We start from the raw sequence: 17,742 nt of genomic DNA on the forward strand, positions 1-17,742 counted from the left end.
ATATTATCTTTTTATCATGAATATTCTATAATGATTCTAGAATACACATTGACTACCAACTTTGTTGAAGTTACAGTTTTACCAATTTACATTGAAGAGCAATCCATTCCTTATGAAAATTGCTATGTATGGATGTATAACGTTAAGATAAAAAACAAAAGCCAATCAACTATTCAATTGTTAAGTCGTCATTGGCAAATAATAGATTATAAGGGCAAAGTAAATGAAATTGCCGGAGTTGGTGTTATCGGAGAACAGCCTGTGATAAAATCTGGAGAGGTATTTAAATACACAAGTGGAACATACTTAAATGTACCGTCAGGAATAATGCAGGGTAAGTATGAATTTCTGAATGAAGAAAGCATAAAAGTTTTTGAAGTTATGATACCACCCTTTTCTTTGGATAGTCCATACATCAAAACTAGACCCCATTAACTGTCAAAATAGTTTATTTGTAACCAGACTGCATTCTGTGATTTTTAGCAAAGCACGATCTTTCATTTGAGCTTTCTTCAATTTAAAATAAATACAGAAACTAGCTATCTTCAAAAATATGGTTGAATAATTGTTAATAATAGTGTATAATTATTAATATTTTCAAGCATTTTTGCCATGGCTCTTTCAAAATTTCTCGATCCTCGCAATGATTTGTGTTTCAAAAAAATCTTTGGAACGGAAAAAAATAAGAATATCCTGATCCACTTTTTGAACGATATTTTAGGGTTTACTGAGATAAATGCAATACAAGAAGTTGAGTTTCTTAGCACTATTATGGATCCCGAAGTTGCCTCTGATAAACAAAGTATTGTTGATGTTCTCTGCAAGGATTCTCACGGAAATAGATATATAGCAGAAATGGTGCGACCTGAAAGTCTTCGGTCATATTGTTTAAAAGGAGAAGATTTCCTTCAGAAAGAAACTGAAAGGGTTCTAAAACTTATTAAACCAGATGTTTTGCCATCTGAGTCTATGCATCAGTGCGAATCGGGCAACCGGTTGGTGCCAAACGATGCGGACAATGAACCTCCTCTTGAAAAAGAAGATGCTCAATCGTGAGAGGGGCATAAACTGCAAGCATCATGTGGTTGGAGGGCTAGGTTTAGTGGTATGGTGAACGTAAGTGAAGCTTTATAAGTACCGATACGATGAAAGAGCTAAAGATGCTGATAAGCTCTGACCAAAAGGTAATGTGGATAAGTTACATTCTTCATTTCTGGATGTACGCAAATAACAATTCCACCGGTATAGAGAAGTCACCTAACCCACTGTTGCATGATAGAAGGAACAGGGTAAGCCTGTATTTTCGCCTACATGGCAAGCAAACCGCAAGGAATGCTGATGGAAGTGCAGGTAAAGGAGAATGGAGAAAGCGAATGCCATTTTGTAACGAAATGGATAGAATTTGTAACATTAATTCTCGTGAAAACGAGCAGACTTCCATTTGGTCCCTCGTGACAAGAAACTTTGTTAACCACTTAAGGTAGGAAAGCAGATGATTACAAGTAAAACTGTAAGTGCATCTACCGAAAGCATGGAAGCAATTGCCATGGAAGAAATGCCAGAAAGTTATTGTGAGGCTACAAAGACGTATTGTTAAGGCTGTCCAAGAAGGAAGATGGGGTAAGGTAAAAGCTTTACAACATCTTCTCACACGCTCTTTTAGCGGAAAAGCTTTGGCTGTTAAGAGAGTAACTGAAAACCAAGGAAAAACCACAGCAGGTGTAGATCGTCAACTATGGTCAACTTGCAATGCTAAATTTCAAGGAATAAAGCTGTTAAAACAAAGAGGATATAAACCTTCTCCGCTCAAACGAATTTATATCAGTAAATCTAATGGCAAAAGAAGGCCTCTTGGTATACCCACGATAAAAGATAGAGCGATGCAAGCATTGTATCTGCTCGCGTTGGAACCGGTAGCTGAAACAATCAGTGATCGTCACTCTTACGGCTTTAGACCTAAAAGATCCTGCGCAGACGCTACTGTGGCTTGCCACTTATTACTGGCAAGTTGTAATCAACTACAATGGATACTCGAAGGTGATATCAAAGGCTGTTTTGATAACATTAACCATGAATGGCTCATGAAGCATATTCCTATGGAGAAGAAAATTCTTCATAGATGGTTAAAAACTGGTTTCCTAGAATCGAAAACTCTGTATCCCACAACTGCTGGCACTCCGCAAGGAAGTATAATTTCTCCAATACTAGCTAACTTTACCTTAGATGGTCTTGAACAGTTATAGCATTTCTCATAATAGTCCGAACAGGTCATAGGAAGGCAGAATCAACAGCACGACGAAAGGATTCGAATAGAGGAATGTTTTTCCTGGCTCTTTTTTTTATAGCAAACCAATGATGCTCAATTTTGTTGAAATCTGGAGAATAAGGCGGCAGATACAAAATTTCTGCACCAACCCCTTTAGCAAGCTCGATAATCTTATCAGACTTATGAAAAGTAGCATTGTCAAGAATGACAGTCTGTCCAGGTTCCAAGATCGGTGTCAAAAATTGCTCAAACCATCCATTAAAAACATCCATATTACAGTGGCCTTCAAAGGTTAACGGAACAACTATCTTTCTTCCACTTAAGGCTGCAACCATACTGATTCGTTGAGTTTTCTTTCCAGATTTTAAGGCATAAAACCGCTGTCCTTTCTGGCAATATCCGTAGGGGTAGTCTTCGGTGTTATCAATGCCAGACTCATCTATATACACTAAGTTTTTAGGTTCTTTTGTCGCTATAATTTTCAAAAATTCAGCACGTTTTTCTTCGTTTCTTTCCTTGTATCCATATGTCTTTTTTTGCGCGTAAATCCAATTTTTTTAAGGGCTCGATAGATCGTTTGGATACTAACGTTGTTCCAAAGTTTAGCCATTTCCGATAGAGTCTTTCCTCCGTGTTCTCTGGCAAATTTGGCAAAGGTATCCCAGTCGGTAATTTTGTGATTGTAACCCCCATTTCCAAGTTTTTTTGATTGAAAGTCTCCTGTTTCTTTTCTTCTTTGCTGCCACTCCCATAAAGTAGTTCGTCCAATCTTAAATCTTGCTGCCACTGTTTCTCTGCTTTCTCCTTCGTCTAGCGCTTCCATTCCTTTTTTTCTTAAATCATAACTATATGCTGCTGGCATTCAACCTCCTTATCATCATCTATCCTTATCCTATCACATCCGGACTTTTATGGAAAGAGCTATATTAGAAAGTCGCTTTGGTAAATTAGGTAGCAAAAGAAGAGGAAAAATCAGAAGTGGAGTGAATGTAATCAGGTACGCAGACGACTTTATTATTTCAGGTTTCACACATGAAGTACTGGAAAATGAAGTTAAGCCTTTAGTATCATCTTTTCTTCATGAGCGAGGTTTAATTCTGTCAGAAGAGAAGACAAAGATTACATCTATCACAACAGGGTTTGACTTTCTTGGTTGTAATGTACGTAGATATAATAAGAAGTTAATTATTAAACCTTCGAAAGAAAGTATTAAAAGACTTCTGAATAAAGCACGTACATTGATAAAAGCAAATATAGCGAACACTCAGGCTATAGTAATTAAGTCACTCAATTCTCTACTGAGAGGATGGGGAAATTACTATCACCATGTGTGTGCTAAAAAAGCGTTTAGAAAGATCGACAATGAAATTTGGCATAGTTTATGGAAATGGGCAAAGAAAAGACATCCTCGTAAAGGATTACGTTGGATAAAGAATCGTTACTTCAAAGTAATGGGTCAACGACAATGGGTCTTTGCTGCACCCATATGCAAGAACAAACCAAAAGAGATACGGTATTTAAGACTGCTTAAGCTGATTGATATACCTATCAGACGACATGTTAAAATCAGAGCGGATGCAAATCCCCTTGACTTAAAATGGAAAAAGTATTTTGATGAGAGAGTAAAACGAACAAGAATGTTGGCAAGCTCCTTTTCAAGAGAAGGCTCTCTACTGTTAGTGTCACCACTAAAGTTGATGTATTCTGAGGATTTATGAAAGACAAGCCGGTTCGACAAAAGAAGAACTTAGATAAGGGGCTCAAGCGTAGTGTGGGGAAACCTGCATGCTGCGTTTCTAAGGGAGGGAGTAGTAGTAATATTGCTTCCTTACCTAACCAGCTCGCTAGAGACAAGGGCTTCGAAAAACGCGCTCAATTATATGCCGCTAAAGCCTACTCAAGACAATTAGATAAATCTGGCAACTACATTGATTTAAAGAAAGTCTTCTTTATTGCTATATCAAATTGTAACTTACTTCCTGAAGAAGTTGATTATATTTCTACTCACAATATACGTGATATAAAAACTAACGGCCATTACTTAAAAGATTTTCAGTTTGTCTTTATTGAGTTGCCTAAATTCGCAAAAAATAAAGTAGAGCAGTTAGAAAGTATAGTAGAAAGGTGGTGTTTCTTTTTTAAATACGCAGAAGAAACAACAGAAGAGGACTTAAAAGAGATAGCAGAAAAAGCGCCAATAATAAAGCTAGCATATGATGAATTAGACAAGTTTCGTTGGAACGAAAAAGATTTAGTAGCTTACGAAGAAAGGATAATGGGTCTACGGAAAGAAGAAGCCATTCTTGAATACAGACTTGATCTTGCTACTGAAAAAGGCAAAAAAATTGGTAAAGAGGAAGGGAAAATTGAAGGGAAAATTGAAGTCGCAAAAGCAATGCTGGCTAATAATGTTGATGTCAACACTATTGTCAAGTTTACTGGCCTTTCTATTAGTGAGATTGAAGAATTAAGTGGAAATCTGTGAACGGTTACGTTTATTTTTTATCCTTATCATCAAGTATAAATAAGGTTATTGTAGAGATTAAGCCTATTATAACTATTATTAACGAAAATGGGGCAGCTTCTCTATAGCGCTCATCGCTTACAAGTTCATATATTCTAGTTGATATAGTTTCAAAATTAAATGGTCTTATAATAAGTGTTGCTGTGAGCTCCTTGATAGTATCCATAAATACGAGCAAAAATCCCGATAATATACTCTTCTTGATGAGAGGGATATGAACATTCAAACATGTGGAAATAGGTCCGTGACCCATGGTATATGCAGTCCACTCAATTTCATTTGGTGTTTTTTTGAGCCCTGACTCTACCGCCTTGAAAGATATAGCAAAAAAACGAAATAAATATGAGTAAACTAATGCGCCAATAGTTCCTACCAAGCTAATTTCCACAACATATTGAGTAATGAAAGAGGATATTCTGCTTAAAAATATTATTATACTAATTGCGATAATTGCATTTGGAATTGCGTAGCCTAAAGAAATGAAACGCGCTATATTAGCGATTATCTTATTTTTACGCGCTGTATATCCAATAATTATTGCAATGCTAATTGAGATTAATGCGGTGATAAATGATAAACTAACGCTATTTGCTATTATGTTATAGAATCTTGCTTCGTATATGAAAAACCCCTTCTCTATGCTCCAATATATGAGCGGAATCATTGGCAAAATAAAACCTATTAATATCGGCAATACACACATAAGATAAGCAAAGATCAACGGTATAGCGCCACTTATACTCCGTTTGTTGTGATAATCCGAATTGGTATTGATTGAAGAGTAAGATATTCCTTTTTTTTGTAGTTTTTTTTCGATAGCTATTAGTATCACAACGAAAATTAATTCTGCAACTGCTAAAACAGTAGTTGAATATTTGTCATGCAGTAAAAACCAGGTGCGATATATTCCTGTCGTAAAAGTATCGATAGCAAGAAACTGTGGTGTGCCGAAATCTGTAATTACTTCCATTAGTACCAAAGACAACCCAGCTATAATTGATGGGCGTATGGAGGGTATGATGACAGAAAACAGGCTCTTCAATGAGGAGAACCCAAGTGTTGATGCAATAGTGACTGAGTTACTAACATTCTTTAAACTTGAGCGGACTAACATATAAACGTATGGATATAGGCTGAATCCCATTACTAATATTCCACCACCTAGGGATTTTATTTCAGGAAACCAATAGTCACCTTTGCTCCACTCTAAAATGTCTCTTAATGAGCTCTGCACCGGACCTGAAAACTCTAGTGTATTTACATAGACGAACGCTACTATATATCCAGGAATCGATATTGGAAAGAACAAAGCAATCTCAAAAATTTTACTTCCAGGAAATGAAAAAAATGTGGTGAGCCAAGCTGGAATTACTCCAAATATGAAAGATATTCCCCCTACTCCTACCATCAAAATTAACGTACTCAGTATATATTCAGGAAAAAGTGTACTGATTACCCATTCGGAATTCGCTGAATCTGTAAATAAGATTGATATTAATGATAATATTGGGCAGACGAATAATATGCTTACTAAAAATAAGAATATATTTTTAAATACTCTTAAAAACATTAATTTGAATCTATATTTTATATTAAAATGTTATATGTAAAAACTGAAGATATCCAGTAATTATAGCTAATCCAAGAAAGGTTTCCCTACGTCATACCGCCCACAACTGTACGAACATTCGTTTGTGAAAGCAGTATGTTAAATGTTATAGCAGGTTTTGCCTCAAACACAAAGGCAGTGCCCAGACTACTTGGATCCAGAAAAATTGATTGTAAACAAACGACTATACAACATTTTCAATAAAATTACAAAAAAGCTGGATCCCAGTGTCAAGCACTGGGATGACAAAAAAAGGAGCACTGGGATGACATCCTCCCTTGTGGAAATTGCTCTCAAATCACAATGTTCGTACAGCTATGGATTCATTCGCGGTATAGATTCCGCTAACGAGTAGCGGAATGACGGTTTTTCAAATTGTAGGTAAACCCAAGCCACTTTAGCTATAACAGCCGTACTATTGAATATCTTTATAATTTTGTATATCATGTTTTTAGTTGATAAGTGAATAATCATGAGCTTCGTCATTGCAACTTTCTATCATTTTGTAGAACTTTCTAATTATTATGACATGAAAGACGAAATAAAAGCTACATGCAACAACGTTGAGTTAAAGGGCACTATACTCCTTGCAGAAGAGGGTGTTAATGCAACAATATCTGGTGAAAGAAACGCAATTGATAAAATATTCGATTTTCTACGTTCTGATTACAGGCTAAGGGACCTTACATGGAAAGAGAGTGCAGCAGAATATCAACCATTTAGCAAGATGAAGGTAAAATTAAAAAGAGAGATTGTGAATCTTGGTGTAAGCAATCTTGATATTTCCCTTAAGGGTAAATATGTTGATCCAGAGCATTGGGATGATTTTACTTCTCAACCTGACGTTTTAGTAATAGATACACGAAATGAGTATGAAGTGAAGTTAGGCAAGTTTAAGAATGCAATTAATCCACACACACAATGTTTCCGTGAGTTTCCTCAGTGGACAGAGTCATTTTCTGAGAGTAAAGACCTGAAAGTAGCTATGTACTGCACTGGTGGAATTAGATGCGAAAAATCTACAGCATATATGAAAAGCCTTGGATTTAATGATGTTTACCATCTTAAAGGCGGCATTCTTTCTTACCTTGAAAAAACTTATAATAAAAATGGTAATTGGGAAGGTGAGTGTTTTGTTTTTGATGATAGAGTTGCTGTTGATAACTCACTTGCTCCAAGCAACACAATAAAATGCATATTCTGCTCAAATCAAGTTTCAACTGATAAACTGAAATCAGTTCCACGTGGCCAGGTGGTTTGTTCTGATTGTAAACTTCAGTGTTATAGATATAATAAATAAAACATCATACTGCTGCAGTTGTATGCACGTTGTGATTTGAGAGCAACCTCTACCAGAAAGGGTGTCATGCCAGTGCCCAGACACTGGCATCCAGGTTCTTTTTTTCTAGATTCCAGCGTCACACGCTGGAATGACAAAAAAGCTGATTTTTAACGTAGATAATGGTTATGCAAGAAGTCTACTTCTTACCCTTAATCAACTCTAAAGCCTTCTTCAAATCTATGCTTTCAATATCTGCACTCTTGCCCAAAGCAACGTTTGTTTTACCGCATTTTATATAGAATCCGTACCTACCGTTGCAGATAAAAACTTCTTTTCCCTTTTCATTAACCCCGAGAGATTTTAACTCTTTGCGTGGACTGTTTGCAATAATTTGTACAGCTTCGCTCAATTCTGTATTCAGCACCTCTTTGGAGCTTTTCTTAAGAGAAAAGTATCTACCATCATAGAAAATATAGTATCCAAATCGTCCAAGGCCTATTTTTACTTCCTTTCCGGTTTCAGGGTGTTCTCCGATTACTTTCGGCAAGGAAAGTAACTGAGTAGCGGTGCTCAGATCAATATCATTAACATTTATATCTTTTGGTATAGAAACCGCCTTTTTCTTTTCTGACTCATTATTAAACTGCAGGTAAAGCCCAAAAGGACCTTTTTTAATTACTACCTCTTGTCCTGTTATATCATCTATACCTAAACTTTTTGGATATTCTGAATTGTCGTTACTGCCCGTAATTTCTTTTGTATGGTTGCATTCAGGATAGTTAGAACATCCAAGGAACACCCCGGCTTTTCCAAAGTTCAATTTCAATATGCCACCTAAGCAAGCAGGGCATTTCGTATTCACCTCTTTTCTTCCTTCTTCTGAACAAAACCAATCGATTACCAAATCGTGAATGCCGCTGAAAACTTCATCATGCATCATTTGCTTAACAGAGTTTACATGACCAAAAAATGGCACCCAAAAGTGGCCTAATTCTTTTTTCCAATCTGCATGTCCATTTGAAATTAAATCAAGCTTTTCTTCCATTTGTGCTGTGAAATCATACTCTACACAACGCTGAAAAAAAGTTTCTAAAAATATAGTAACGATTTTACCACGACTGCTTGGAATAAACCTTTTGCTATCCAATGAAACGTACTCACGATCTTGTAATACCGAAATAATTGTTGCATAAGTTGATGGTCGACCTATACCGATTTCTTCCATTTTTTTTACGATACTTGCTTCACTATAACGAGGTGGCGGTTGAGTGAAATGTTGTTTTGGCTCAACTGAAATCAGCTTGCATGCTTCCCCTTCCTTCATGGCAGGTAGCAGGCCTTCATTTTCGGCTTCCATGTTATCTTGATAGACTCTATAAAAACCATCAAAGAATATACTTGATCCACTTGCTCGCAGAATTACTTTCTGGTCAGTAGAACTAATTTCGACTACCACTTGATCAAGAATCGCCGACTCCATTTGACTTGCAATGGTCCTTTTCCAGATTAAATCATACAATTTAAATTGCTCTGGCGTTAAGTAATCCTTAATACTACCCGGCGTTCTATTGATATCAGTTGGACGAATTGCTTCATGTGCTTCTTGAGCATTTTTGACCTTTTTTACATATTTACGAGGAGACTGCGGTAAATATTTATCACCATATAATGACTTAATTGACCCTCTAATTGAGTTTATAGCCTCATCTGCAATATGAAACCCATCTGTACGCATGTAAGTTATCAACCCTACAGTTTCACCACCAATATCGATACCTTCATATAAATTTTGCGCTATGCGCATAACACTTTTCACATTAAAATACAGTTTATTCACTGCATCTTGCTGAAGACTTGAAGTAATAAACGGAGGAAGCGGGTTTCTCTTAACTTGCTTGCGTTCTACTGTGCTTACAGCATATTGCCTTGATTCAATCTCCCTGACTAAGTTCTTTGCTTCTTCTTCATTCTTAATATCAAATTTTTCTAGCTTTTTATTGTCATAGTGGCTTAGCATAGCAAAAAAAGCCTCATCTTTGCTATTTTGCATTTCTGCTTTTATGCTCCAATACTCCTGTGTTATAAATTTACTAATTTCATCTTCTCGTTCGCATATAATCTTTAATGCAACAGACTGCACTCGCCCTGCAGACTTGCTTCCCGACAATTTTGTCCACAGCAGTGGTGACAAACTAAATCCAACTAGATAATCCAAAGCTCTACGTGCTTGTTGTGCACGCACTAAATCCATATTAATTTCACGTGGATTTTTTATTGCTTCTTGTACTGCTCTTTTTGTTATCTCATTAAAGACTACTCTATAAATGTTGTTTTCATTACTGATTGCTTTCTTTTCTTTTAATGTCTCTATCACATGCCAAGCCATTGCTTCCCCTTCTCTGTCTGGGTCTGTTGCAAGATATATATCTGATGTTTTGCTTGCGGCTTTTACTAACTCTTTTATATACTTTTCTGCTTTTTCAATGGTCTCATACTTTATAGCAAAATCATTATCCGGATCGACGGAGCCGTTTTTTGCTGGAAGATCCCTCACATGTCCAAAGGATGCAGCTACTTTGAACTCTTTACCCAAATATTTACCTATTGTCTTTGCTTTCGCAGGTGATTCAACTATTAATAATGCCATATTGTTAATTATTTTAGTACTTAAAGATAATATGTTGAGAAATATACGATGAAAAGTAAAAAAATATTTTAATAGGTCTTGTGAATTTTACAAAGTAGGTTGTTCATGGTTTCCAGAAAACCCTTGGACGTTGCTATTTTCAAGTGACTTTGAAGGCTGATTACAGTAATATACGATTGCAGCAGCAACGAGAAGCTAGATTCCAGTGTCAGCTACTTGCATGACAAAAAAAGGAGCGCTGGGATGACATCCTCCCTTGTGGAAATTGCTCTCAAATCACAATGCCCGTACAGCCGTAACCCTAGAGGTACTGTTTCTCACCCACTGCAAATATTGCACGGTACTGTCCACTTGGTCGTCGTGGCGCGTTTCTGGAAACATTAAAATTTCATACTCAAAATCATTTAGCCATACTGCTTGATGCGGCAAAATAATCCTGCCAGACTCTATCATCGGAGCAATCCGGTGGAATCGAGTGAGCTTACCATCATGTGGCACTATTTCGATAATGGGCAAATGACTGTTTGCCTTCAGCTCTTGTGCTAATTGCTGACCACTTGTTTTGGCTTCGATCAAAATCGCGTGTGGTGACCATCTTGCAGCTAGTGATAAAACTTGTTCTTTAAGCTTTGGATACTCAAGCTTTGCGCGATATACATCAAGTAAATAGAATTTATTATCTATTTTTGCCCAGGTGGTGCAGACACTAAAATTGCTCATGTCGCTTGTTGAAACCGCAGTATCCCAACTTTGTGTTACATGCGAGAGATTATCAGGAACATTTTTATAGCGCTTTAGCCACTCTCGTTTGACTATACCACTTGAAAGCGGCAGAGGGTTTTGTTGATATTGCGCAGCAAAAGCATAACTCCCAAGTTCAACTTTTATCGTCTCAACTTCTTCTTTTCCTCCATCGAGGGGATATAGCAACTGACCTTCTTCTCTTGAATATAATATCCTTACAGGTGACGCTGGTTTATTATATAATCGCCTGGTCGCACAGTGCTGAGCTACTCGGATGACAGGAACGGGAGGCATTGGCTTTTTGATTGAATAAATAACCTGCTTATTTTCAGAAATCATTGGCAAACAAATATGATGCCATATGTTTTTTGGCTTGGAGAGAAGGTGTCCAGTTAAGTCCTCCTGGTGTAGCCTGTGCATTACAAGAACGATGACTCCTTTTTTTCTATCGTTCAGCCTGGTTACTAAAGTCTGATCAAACCAGTTTGTGGCACGCTTTCTAAGCGTTTCACTCAAAGCTTGAGCAGAACTGAGCGGATCGTCCACAATGATAAAATCACCACCTTCACCAGTTAGTGTTCCTCCAACTGATGTTGCAATTCTGTATCCTCTCTGCACTGTTTGAAATTTATATTTAGTATTCTGGTCTTTGGATAGTTCTACTTCTGGAAATAGCGCTCTATACCAACTAGACTGCATCACGCACCTGGTGTCGAGCGAGTGCTTTTCGCTGAGCCGCTGAGAATAACTTTCAACTATTATTCTCGCAGTTGGTTGGTTTCCCAGTATCCATGCGGGCCACGCAACACTAGCGCACAGGGATTTCATTGAACGCGGAGGCATATTGAATATTATTCGTTTCACTTCACCAGCGCTCGCTGCTTCCAGCCTGTCTGCTATGACTTTTATATACTGATAATCGTTATACTCACACCCCGGCACTACCGTTTGAAAGCATAACTCAATGAATTTTAGAAAGTTCATGATATAATGTTGAAACCAACGCGTGACGCTGGGATGACAAAAAAAGGAGCACTGAAGGCTATAGGTTGCAAGCGAGACGTCATACCGCCGCGGTGCTAACAAGCAGCAGGATGACGGTTGTCAGGGTGTCGTCCAAGTAGCCTCCTTCTCCCGTCATCCAAGTAGCCCCCTATGGTGTCATTCCAGTCTGGAATCCAGGAAAAAGAATGGTGTCATCCCAGTGCTCCTATGATGTTATGAAAGTAGCCTCCTTCTCCTGTCATTCCAGTCTGGAGTCCAAAAAAAAGGACGATGTCATCCCAGTGCTTGACACTGGGATCCAGTTTTTAATTTAACGTAATCAAGAACGTTGTAACCACTTTCTATGTTAGTTTGCTTGTGAGCAACCTGGATCCCAGTGTCTGGGCACTGGGATGACACCCTAGTAGAAATCGTTTTTGTAATTGCAACATTCGTGCAATCTTTAGCCATAAATATTAAGAAATTTACCAAATGAAAAAAAAGGCAAAAGAAGCCCTGGGGTTATTATCCGCTTTAAAATATTGGCGTTTTTTATGTTTTAAACGCTTGACAAGCGAGATTCAGCCGCTTTTAATTGCAACTAACTTACGCTGCAAATGTTTAAGAAATTTACTAAGCAGAAAAAAAGACAAAGAATCCCCGAGTTAGCTAGTCTTTTACTATCTCTATCGAGTATTGGCATTTTTTGATGTCTTGTAACGCTTTATAAGCGCGTTCAGCTTATTTAGATAAAAATCTAGATGTAGATGAAGTTTTGTAAAGACATACAGTATCTATATACTGCAAAAAATTGAACATAAGACGCCGATACATTAAGTAATCCTTACCTTTTAATCTGCAGATTGGCGAAAGCAAATACAATAGCTTCAGTTTCATGATAAGGGGGTTGGCGAAGGGTGTCAAGTAAGTTTCTATATAATATTTTCTAAAATAAATAGACTTCTCGCATCCAATTTCAGCAGCGCGTGACACACAACTGCAATGACAAGGTGTCGCAAGATAAACATCATATTCACACGAAGTACTTGACTTCACTTGTACTAAGAAGCATTTTATATATGTTGTGTGCCCGTAGCTCAGCTGGATAGAGCAACAGCCTTCTAAGCTGTGGGTCGTAGGTTCGAATCCCACCGGGCACACTCTTCTATCAATACTTTCTATAAATCTTCAAGTACCCTGGCACCACATTTTCAATTGCTAATGGTCGAACCTTCATTGTTTCAAGGTCAACTGACTTTTCGATTGAACTATTCATCATAACTTTCACCTGATCTTGAGTAAGCACAGGGTTCGTATCTCCGGTTATTGGTTTTAGCAGCATAGAAATAATTTTATTTTCTAAAAAGAAAGCTATTAACTTTGCCATTGGAAAAGATACATTGATCAACAAACACTTTCTGTTAGTAACATTCAGAATAAACTTCAATAAGCTTTTGAAGGAGTAAACCTTTGGTCCACCCATGTTATAAATTTTCTTGTCTTGCTTATTAAAACTGATAATACGATATACCACTTCAGCTAAGTCTGTTACACATATTGGCTGAAATTTAGTTGTTCCATTGCCAATTAGTGGTAAGAAAGGAAGAATAGTTGCTAATCTTGCAAATTTATTAAAGAAGTTGTCTTCTTTACCAAATACAAGGCTTGGCCTAATTATTATTGCTTTTTGAAATGCTGAAGTTACAGCTTTTTCACCTTCCAATTTACTTTTGGCATATTTTGACAACTTGCTATTTTCTATTCCCATAGCAGAAAAATGTATCATCATAGGTACATTTTTCATTTTTGCAGCTTTTGCTATCCTTTCAGCTATTTTAACGTGAACAGCGTAAAAATCGTGCTTTTTTGCTTCATATAATATTCCCACTAAGTTTATAGCTACATCACATTCTTCCATACCATCCAGAACTGATTTTTCATCAAAAAAATCGCCTTTAAATATTGATATTTGTCCTAAATTGCCACACAATTTTAAACAAGCAGCTTTTTCCTGATTACGAGTGAATATCTTTATTAAATATCCTTCTGCTGCCAAGCGTCTTACGATGTGTTTCCCTATAAACCCCGTTCCACCAAAAATAATTACACGTTTTGTCACAATTAAAGTTCCTAATAATTTGTTACTATAAATTAATACAATGATTTTGCTTAATATTCTATTATGAATTCCCGTACAATAAGATCCATTTTCATTCCTCGTGAGCCTTTAACTAGAATTGCATCATTATTCTGAATAATGTTAGCTAAATCACTTTTCAATTGATTAGAATCATTAAAATGCGCGCCTCTTATATTATCTGGCAAAAGCTCATGCAATTCTAACATAAATTTACCAACTGTATAAACTTTATCTATATTATTTCCTGTGATAATCTTAACCAAATCTGTATGAAACTCTATGCTTTCATCACCAAGTTCCAACATATCACCAAGCAAAGCTACTTTTCTCTGATTAGAATATGTACTCAAAGTTTTTATCGCAGTTTTCATCGAAGCAGGGCTGGCGTTATAGGAGTCATCAATTAAATGTATATATTTTCTATTGCATTTGACCTTATGAATATTGCCTCTACCTTTCGCTACACTAAAATTCTTAAGTGCAAGTGGTAATTTTGATAAATCAAGTCCGAGGCTTTGCACAACTGCTGCAACAGCAAGTAGCGAATAAGCAAAATGCTCACCTTGTACACGTAAATTACAGTTTATAATTTGATTATCACTCAGCCTGATTTTTAAACTTAATCTATTAGCAACTCGGTTTGATGTCATTCCAGCGCGTGACGCTGGAATCCAGTCTTTATTATACAACCGTCTGATATGCTCATTTGCAATTGAACTTCCTGGATCCAAGTAGTCAAGCACTGGGATGACAGAAGATAGTGCTGAAATGACAGAAGATTCATCGTTTCTTATTAAGTTTAGTAAACAAACTTCAGCATTTTTATCTTTACCGAAGCTTATTACATTTCTATTGGCGTATGATGAGAGATAATCATAATATTTATTATCTCTGCTTAAAACCAAAGTACCGTTATTTTTCATACCATACAGAATTTCTAACTTCGCTTGTGCAACGTCAAATAGTGATGAAAAATTTTCAGTATGTGCAGGTTCGATGTTGGTAATAACTGCAATATTCGGATTACTAATTTTTGATAATTCTTTTATTTCACCAGCTTTATTCATTCCCATTTCAAGAATTAAGTACTGGCAGTTTTTTGGAGCTTTTAGAATTGTCAAAGGCAACCCTATATTATTATTTAAGTTACCTTCGTTTGCATGGGACACTCCATATTGCGATAAAACAGTGTGTAGCATATCCTTTGTAGTGGTTTTTCCGACACTGCCTGTAACTGCAATAACTTTAGCATCAATAAGAACATTTCTAATGTAATATGATGCCATATCGTGCAAAGCTTTCAGGGTATCTTGTACAATAATGAGAGGGAAACTTTTATATTTACCCTCACTCACTATTGCAGCGATAGCCCCTTTTAAAAACGCTTCATGCAAAAAATTATGGCCATCAAAATTCTTTCCCTTGAGTGCAATAAATAAATCACCTTTTTTTATGCTTCTTGTGTCCGTTGAAATATTTGAGCTATGTATCCAATTACAACCATTTACGTCTCTTCCGCCAGTTGCATCAATGATATTATTTGTGTTCCATTTACACATAATTTAGAGTATTCTTTATAATAAATTGAACAATAAAAGTAGCGAAAATACTACATGTTTTAGACAATGTACAAATAATGGTTGCAATCCCTATAATTCTATCTTATAATGGATATAGAAGTTTAAATTTTTTCGTCTATAATTAAAATGTATTTAGTTATAGAAAGTACCTTGGAGGTATGTATGCCAAAAAACGACCAAAATGAAGAATCTACTTCTATACTAGCTAAAGTTGGTAATGCAGCTTCGAAAGTAGGAAGTTTTCTGGGTAGAGGTGCAAAAGCTCTAGGTTGGGGTATAATATATCCTATACGGCCAAAGAACTGGTTTAAGTCTTGGGATGAAATGTGGCATGACATAAAAAATGGCGGACGCCATATTATTAACAACCTACCTGAAGAATATAACCCACCCATAGAAACCACACAAGCTAGTAAGAATCTTGGTGTACAAATAACAGAGCAAAAGAAAGGGACAGGAAAGGTAAGTTTTTTAGCGTCAAGAACTCTGACGGGAGATATACCTTATTTGAGCCCAGAGCAATTAGATAAAATAAAAAAAGATTTACCGAATGTAACTATTTTTAGAGAAGAAAATAAAATTGTAATTGAAGTTGATGTTAAAAAAATAATTGAAGACATTAAAACTGACTCTAAAAATAAAGGAAAGAGTCCAGAGGAGATAAAAAAGCTTGCTCTTCAAGGAATTGCTGATAGCATTAATGGCGACCTTAAGAAGCTGGCAGGAATTACTGGTGGAGAATTTAAAATTCATACAGACTTAAAATTGCTGAATGGTATTGCAGAAAAATTGTATAAGGAATATGATAATCAAAAGCAGTCATCAGACAAAGTTGTGAAGTCTGATGTTGGTCAGCCTTCAGAAACTATAGCTTCAGGTGAGAAAAAATGGGCGCAAGAAGCTATAAAAGCAGGTAAGTCGCAAAGTTGTGGAATGCAAAAATAAGTTATAGGGGAGTATTATGAGTGAAGCTAAAAAAATAGAGGAAAGACATCATAGTCTAACTGTTCCTGGGGATATGTATCACTTACAACCAGGAGTTATTACTGGAAAAAGGGTAAGTGGAATAGAACCCTTTTTGAAAGAACAGCAGGACATGGTAAAAGTAAGGGAACTTGTAAGCTCTTTAAATCTTGAAGATGCTTCTGGTGAAGCGATAAAACCACTATCTACACCTAATGTAGAGAAAAACGAAGAAAGAGGGAAAGGTCGCTCTTAAAATATGAGCAATGAAGTTTATGATAGCGATAACATCTTTGCTCAAATATTAAGAGGTGAGTTACCTTGTGAGAAGGTACATGAAAATGAAAATGTACTAGCTTTTCATGATAAGTACCCTGACGCACCAGTTCATATTTTAGTTATACCAAAAAATCAATATATTTCATATGATGATTTCATTCTAAAAGCTCCTGAAGAGGAAATAGCGGATTTCTTCAAAACTGTAAGAGAGATAGCACACAAATATAATCTAGAAAAAACAGGATATAGATTAGTCACTAACTACGGTGAAAATGGAGAGCAGGTTGTACCACACTTTCACGTGCATATTTTAAGTGGTAAAAAGTTAGGAAAGCATGTAAACTCATAGTGTTATATGTTTTGTTAAATGAGCGAATATTTAACCATAGTAATCTTTATCTGCGTATCAATTGTAGTATCTTTTGCTTTAGGTATATTGCCTATGTTTCTTGCAGTGAGTAAGCCAGATGGTGAAAAGCTTTCCACATATGAGTGTGGCTTCAATCCACTATCCAGTGCAAGAAAAAATTTTGACATTAAATTTTATCTAGTTTCAATATTATTTATAATATTTGACTTAGAAATTGCTTTTCTTTTTCCTTGGGCTGTTTCTTTATCTAAGATAAGCTATGGTGGATTTTGGTCTATGATGGTATTTCTTGCAATACTCACTATAGGTTTTATCTATGAATGGTGTAAAGGTGCATTAGAGTGGGAGTAGTTT

General features: G+C 36.3%; 17 protein-coding genes, 1 tRNA gene and 2 pseudogenes. 12 read left to right on the forward strand and 8 right to left on the reverse strand.

The genetic code is table 11. The features are described 5' to 3' along the window. Positions 1–33 precede the first annotated feature (33 nt). The 3 genes and pseudogenes from apaG to AAGD93_RS06695 all read left to right on the forward strand — a co-directional run. Complete coding sequence (gene apaG, locus AAGD93_RS06685) at positions 34–435, forward strand: Co2+/Mg2+ efflux protein ApaG (protein ID WP_179951370.1); 402 nt, start codon at positions 34–36, stop codon at positions 433–435. A gap of 177 nt (positions 436–612) precedes the next feature. Then, a pseudogene (locus tag AAGD93_RS06690) lies at positions 613–858 on the forward strand (PD-(D/E)XK nuclease family transposase); the annotation flags it as partial. 634 nt (positions 859–1,492) lie between these two features. Further along, a pseudogene (locus tag AAGD93_RS06695) lies at positions 1,493–2,240 on the forward strand (reverse transcriptase N-terminal domain-containing protein); the annotation flags it as partial. A gap of 28 nt (positions 2,241–2,268) precedes the next feature. On the opposite strand, the gene AAGD93_RS06700 reads toward AAGD93_RS06695, so the two are convergent. Then, a protein-coding gene (locus AAGD93_RS06700; protein WP_341819229.1) for an IS630 family transposase occupies positions 2,269–3,128 on the reverse strand; the annotation gives its coding sequence in 2 pieces (ribosomal slippage) (positions 2,269–2,804 and positions 2,804–3,128; 861 coding nt in all). Positions 3,129–3,177: 49 nt separating this feature from the next. Here AAGD93_RS06700 and AAGD93_RS06705 point away from each other — a divergent pair. Further along, positions 3,178–3,984, forward strand: coding sequence for a group II intron maturase-specific domain-containing protein (locus AAGD93_RS06705; RefSeq protein WP_341819387.1), 807 nt, complete (start codon positions 3,178–3,180; stop codon positions 3,982–3,984). Beyond that, a complete protein-coding gene (locus AAGD93_RS06710) occupies positions 3,981–4,751 on the forward strand; it encodes an Rpn family recombination-promoting nuclease/putative transposase (protein WP_341819388.1) in 771 nt (256 codons plus the stop codon). The genes AAGD93_RS06705 and AAGD93_RS06710 overlap by 4 nt, the downstream gene beginning before the upstream one ends. A gap of 10 nt (positions 4,752–4,761) precedes the next feature. On the opposite strand, the gene AAGD93_RS06715 is transcribed toward AAGD93_RS06710, so the two are convergent. Beyond that, a complete protein-coding gene (locus AAGD93_RS06715; RefSeq protein WP_341819389.1) occupies positions 4,762–6,360 on the reverse strand; it encodes an iron ABC transporter permease in 1,599 nt (532 codons plus the stop codon). 157 nt (positions 6,361–6,517) lie between these two features. Here AAGD93_RS06715 and AAGD93_RS06720 point away from each other — a divergent pair, with 157 nt between their 5' ends. Beyond that, positions 6,518–6,754: a hypothetical protein gene (locus AAGD93_RS06720; protein ID WP_264338180.1), complete on the forward strand. Its 237-nt coding sequence runs from the start codon at positions 6,518–6,520 to the stop codon at positions 6,752–6,754. Between the two features lie 117 nt (positions 6,755–6,871). Continuing rightward, positions 6,872–7,699: a rhodanese-related sulfurtransferase gene (locus AAGD93_RS06725; RefSeq protein WP_341819390.1), complete on the forward strand. Its 828-nt coding sequence runs from the start codon at positions 6,872–6,874 to the stop codon at positions 7,697–7,699. Here the strand turns inward: AAGD93_RS06725 and AAGD93_RS06730 are convergent. The 4 genes from AAGD93_RS06730 to AAGD93_RS06745 all read right to left on the reverse strand — a co-directional run bounded on the left by AAGD93_RS06730 (position 7,681) and on the right by AAGD93_RS06745 (position 12,527). After that, positions 7,681–7,836 carry a hypothetical protein gene (locus AAGD93_RS06730; protein ID WP_341819391.1) on the reverse strand — a complete coding sequence of 52 codons (156 nt, stop codon included), beginning with the start codon at positions 7,834–7,836 and terminating at the stop codon, positions 7,681–7,683. The two genes, AAGD93_RS06725 and AAGD93_RS06730, sit on opposite strands and share 19 nt — an antisense overlap. A gap of 41 nt (positions 7,837–7,877) precedes the next feature. After that, a complete protein-coding gene (topA, locus tag AAGD93_RS06735) occupies positions 7,878–10,328 on the reverse strand; it encodes a type I DNA topoisomerase (protein WP_341819392.1) in 2,451 nt (816 codons plus the stop codon). Positions 10,329–10,604: 276 nt separating this feature from the next. Then, complete coding sequence (terL, locus tag AAGD93_RS06740) at positions 10,605–12,056, reverse strand: phage terminase large subunit (protein WP_341819393.1); 1,452 nt, start codon at positions 12,054–12,056, stop codon at positions 10,605–10,607. Between the two features lie 294 nt (positions 12,057–12,350). Then, positions 12,351–12,527, reverse strand: a complete 177-nt coding sequence (locus AAGD93_RS06745) for a hypothetical protein (RefSeq protein WP_341819394.1) — start codon at positions 12,525–12,527, stop codon at positions 12,351–12,353. A gap of 615 nt (positions 12,528–13,142) precedes the next feature. Here AAGD93_RS06745 and AAGD93_RS06750 point away from each other — a divergent pair. After that, a tRNA-Arg gene (locus AAGD93_RS06750) sits at positions 13,143–13,216 on the forward strand. An 8-nt stretch (positions 13,217–13,224) separates the two neighbouring features. On the opposite strand, the gene AAGD93_RS06755 is transcribed toward AAGD93_RS06750, so the two are convergent. Both AAGD93_RS06755 and AAGD93_RS06760 read right to left on the reverse strand, forming a co-directional pair. Further along, entirely contained in the window at positions 13,225–14,175 is a 951-nt protein-coding gene (locus AAGD93_RS06755; RefSeq protein ID WP_341819395.1) for a complex I NDUFA9 subunit family protein, read from the reverse strand. Between the two features lie 50 nt (positions 14,176–14,225). Next, on the reverse strand, positions 14,226–15,755 hold the full coding sequence (locus tag AAGD93_RS06760) for a UDP-N-acetylmuramoyl-tripeptide--D-alanyl-D-alanine ligase (protein WP_341819396.1): 1,530 nt from the start codon (positions 15,753–15,755) through the stop codon (positions 14,226–14,228). Positions 15,756–15,938: 183 nt separating this feature from the next. On the opposite strand from AAGD93_RS06760, the gene AAGD93_RS06765 reads away from it, so the two are divergent. The 4 genes from AAGD93_RS06765 to AAGD93_RS06780 are packed head-to-tail and all read left to right on the forward strand — an operon-like array spanning position 15,939 to position 17,739. Further along, a complete protein-coding gene (locus AAGD93_RS06765; protein WP_341819397.1) occupies positions 15,939–16,721 on the forward strand; it encodes a hypothetical protein in 783 nt (260 codons plus the stop codon). A 16-nt stretch (positions 16,722–16,737) separates the two neighbouring features. After that, on the forward strand, positions 16,738–16,995 hold the full coding sequence (locus AAGD93_RS06770) for a hypothetical protein (RefSeq protein WP_006279579.1): 258 nt from the start codon (positions 16,738–16,740) through the stop codon (positions 16,993–16,995). A 3-nt stretch (positions 16,996–16,998) separates the two neighbouring features. Beyond that, positions 16,999–17,367 carry an HIT domain-containing protein gene (locus tag AAGD93_RS06775; protein WP_341819398.1) on the forward strand — a complete coding sequence of 123 codons (369 nt, stop codon included), beginning with the start codon at positions 16,999–17,001 and terminating at the stop codon, positions 17,365–17,367. A gap of 18 nt (positions 17,368–17,385) precedes the next feature. Continuing rightward, entirely contained in the window at positions 17,386–17,739 is a 354-nt protein-coding gene (locus tag AAGD93_RS06780; RefSeq protein WP_006279576.1) for an NADH-quinone oxidoreductase subunit A, read from the forward strand. Positions 17,740–17,742: the final 3 nt, after the last annotated feature.

This window comes from Wolbachia endosymbiont (group A) of Brachyopa scutellaris, assembly GCF_964026995.1.
Lineage (GTDB): Bacteria > Pseudomonadota > Alphaproteobacteria > Rickettsiales > Anaplasmataceae > Wolbachia > Wolbachia pipientis.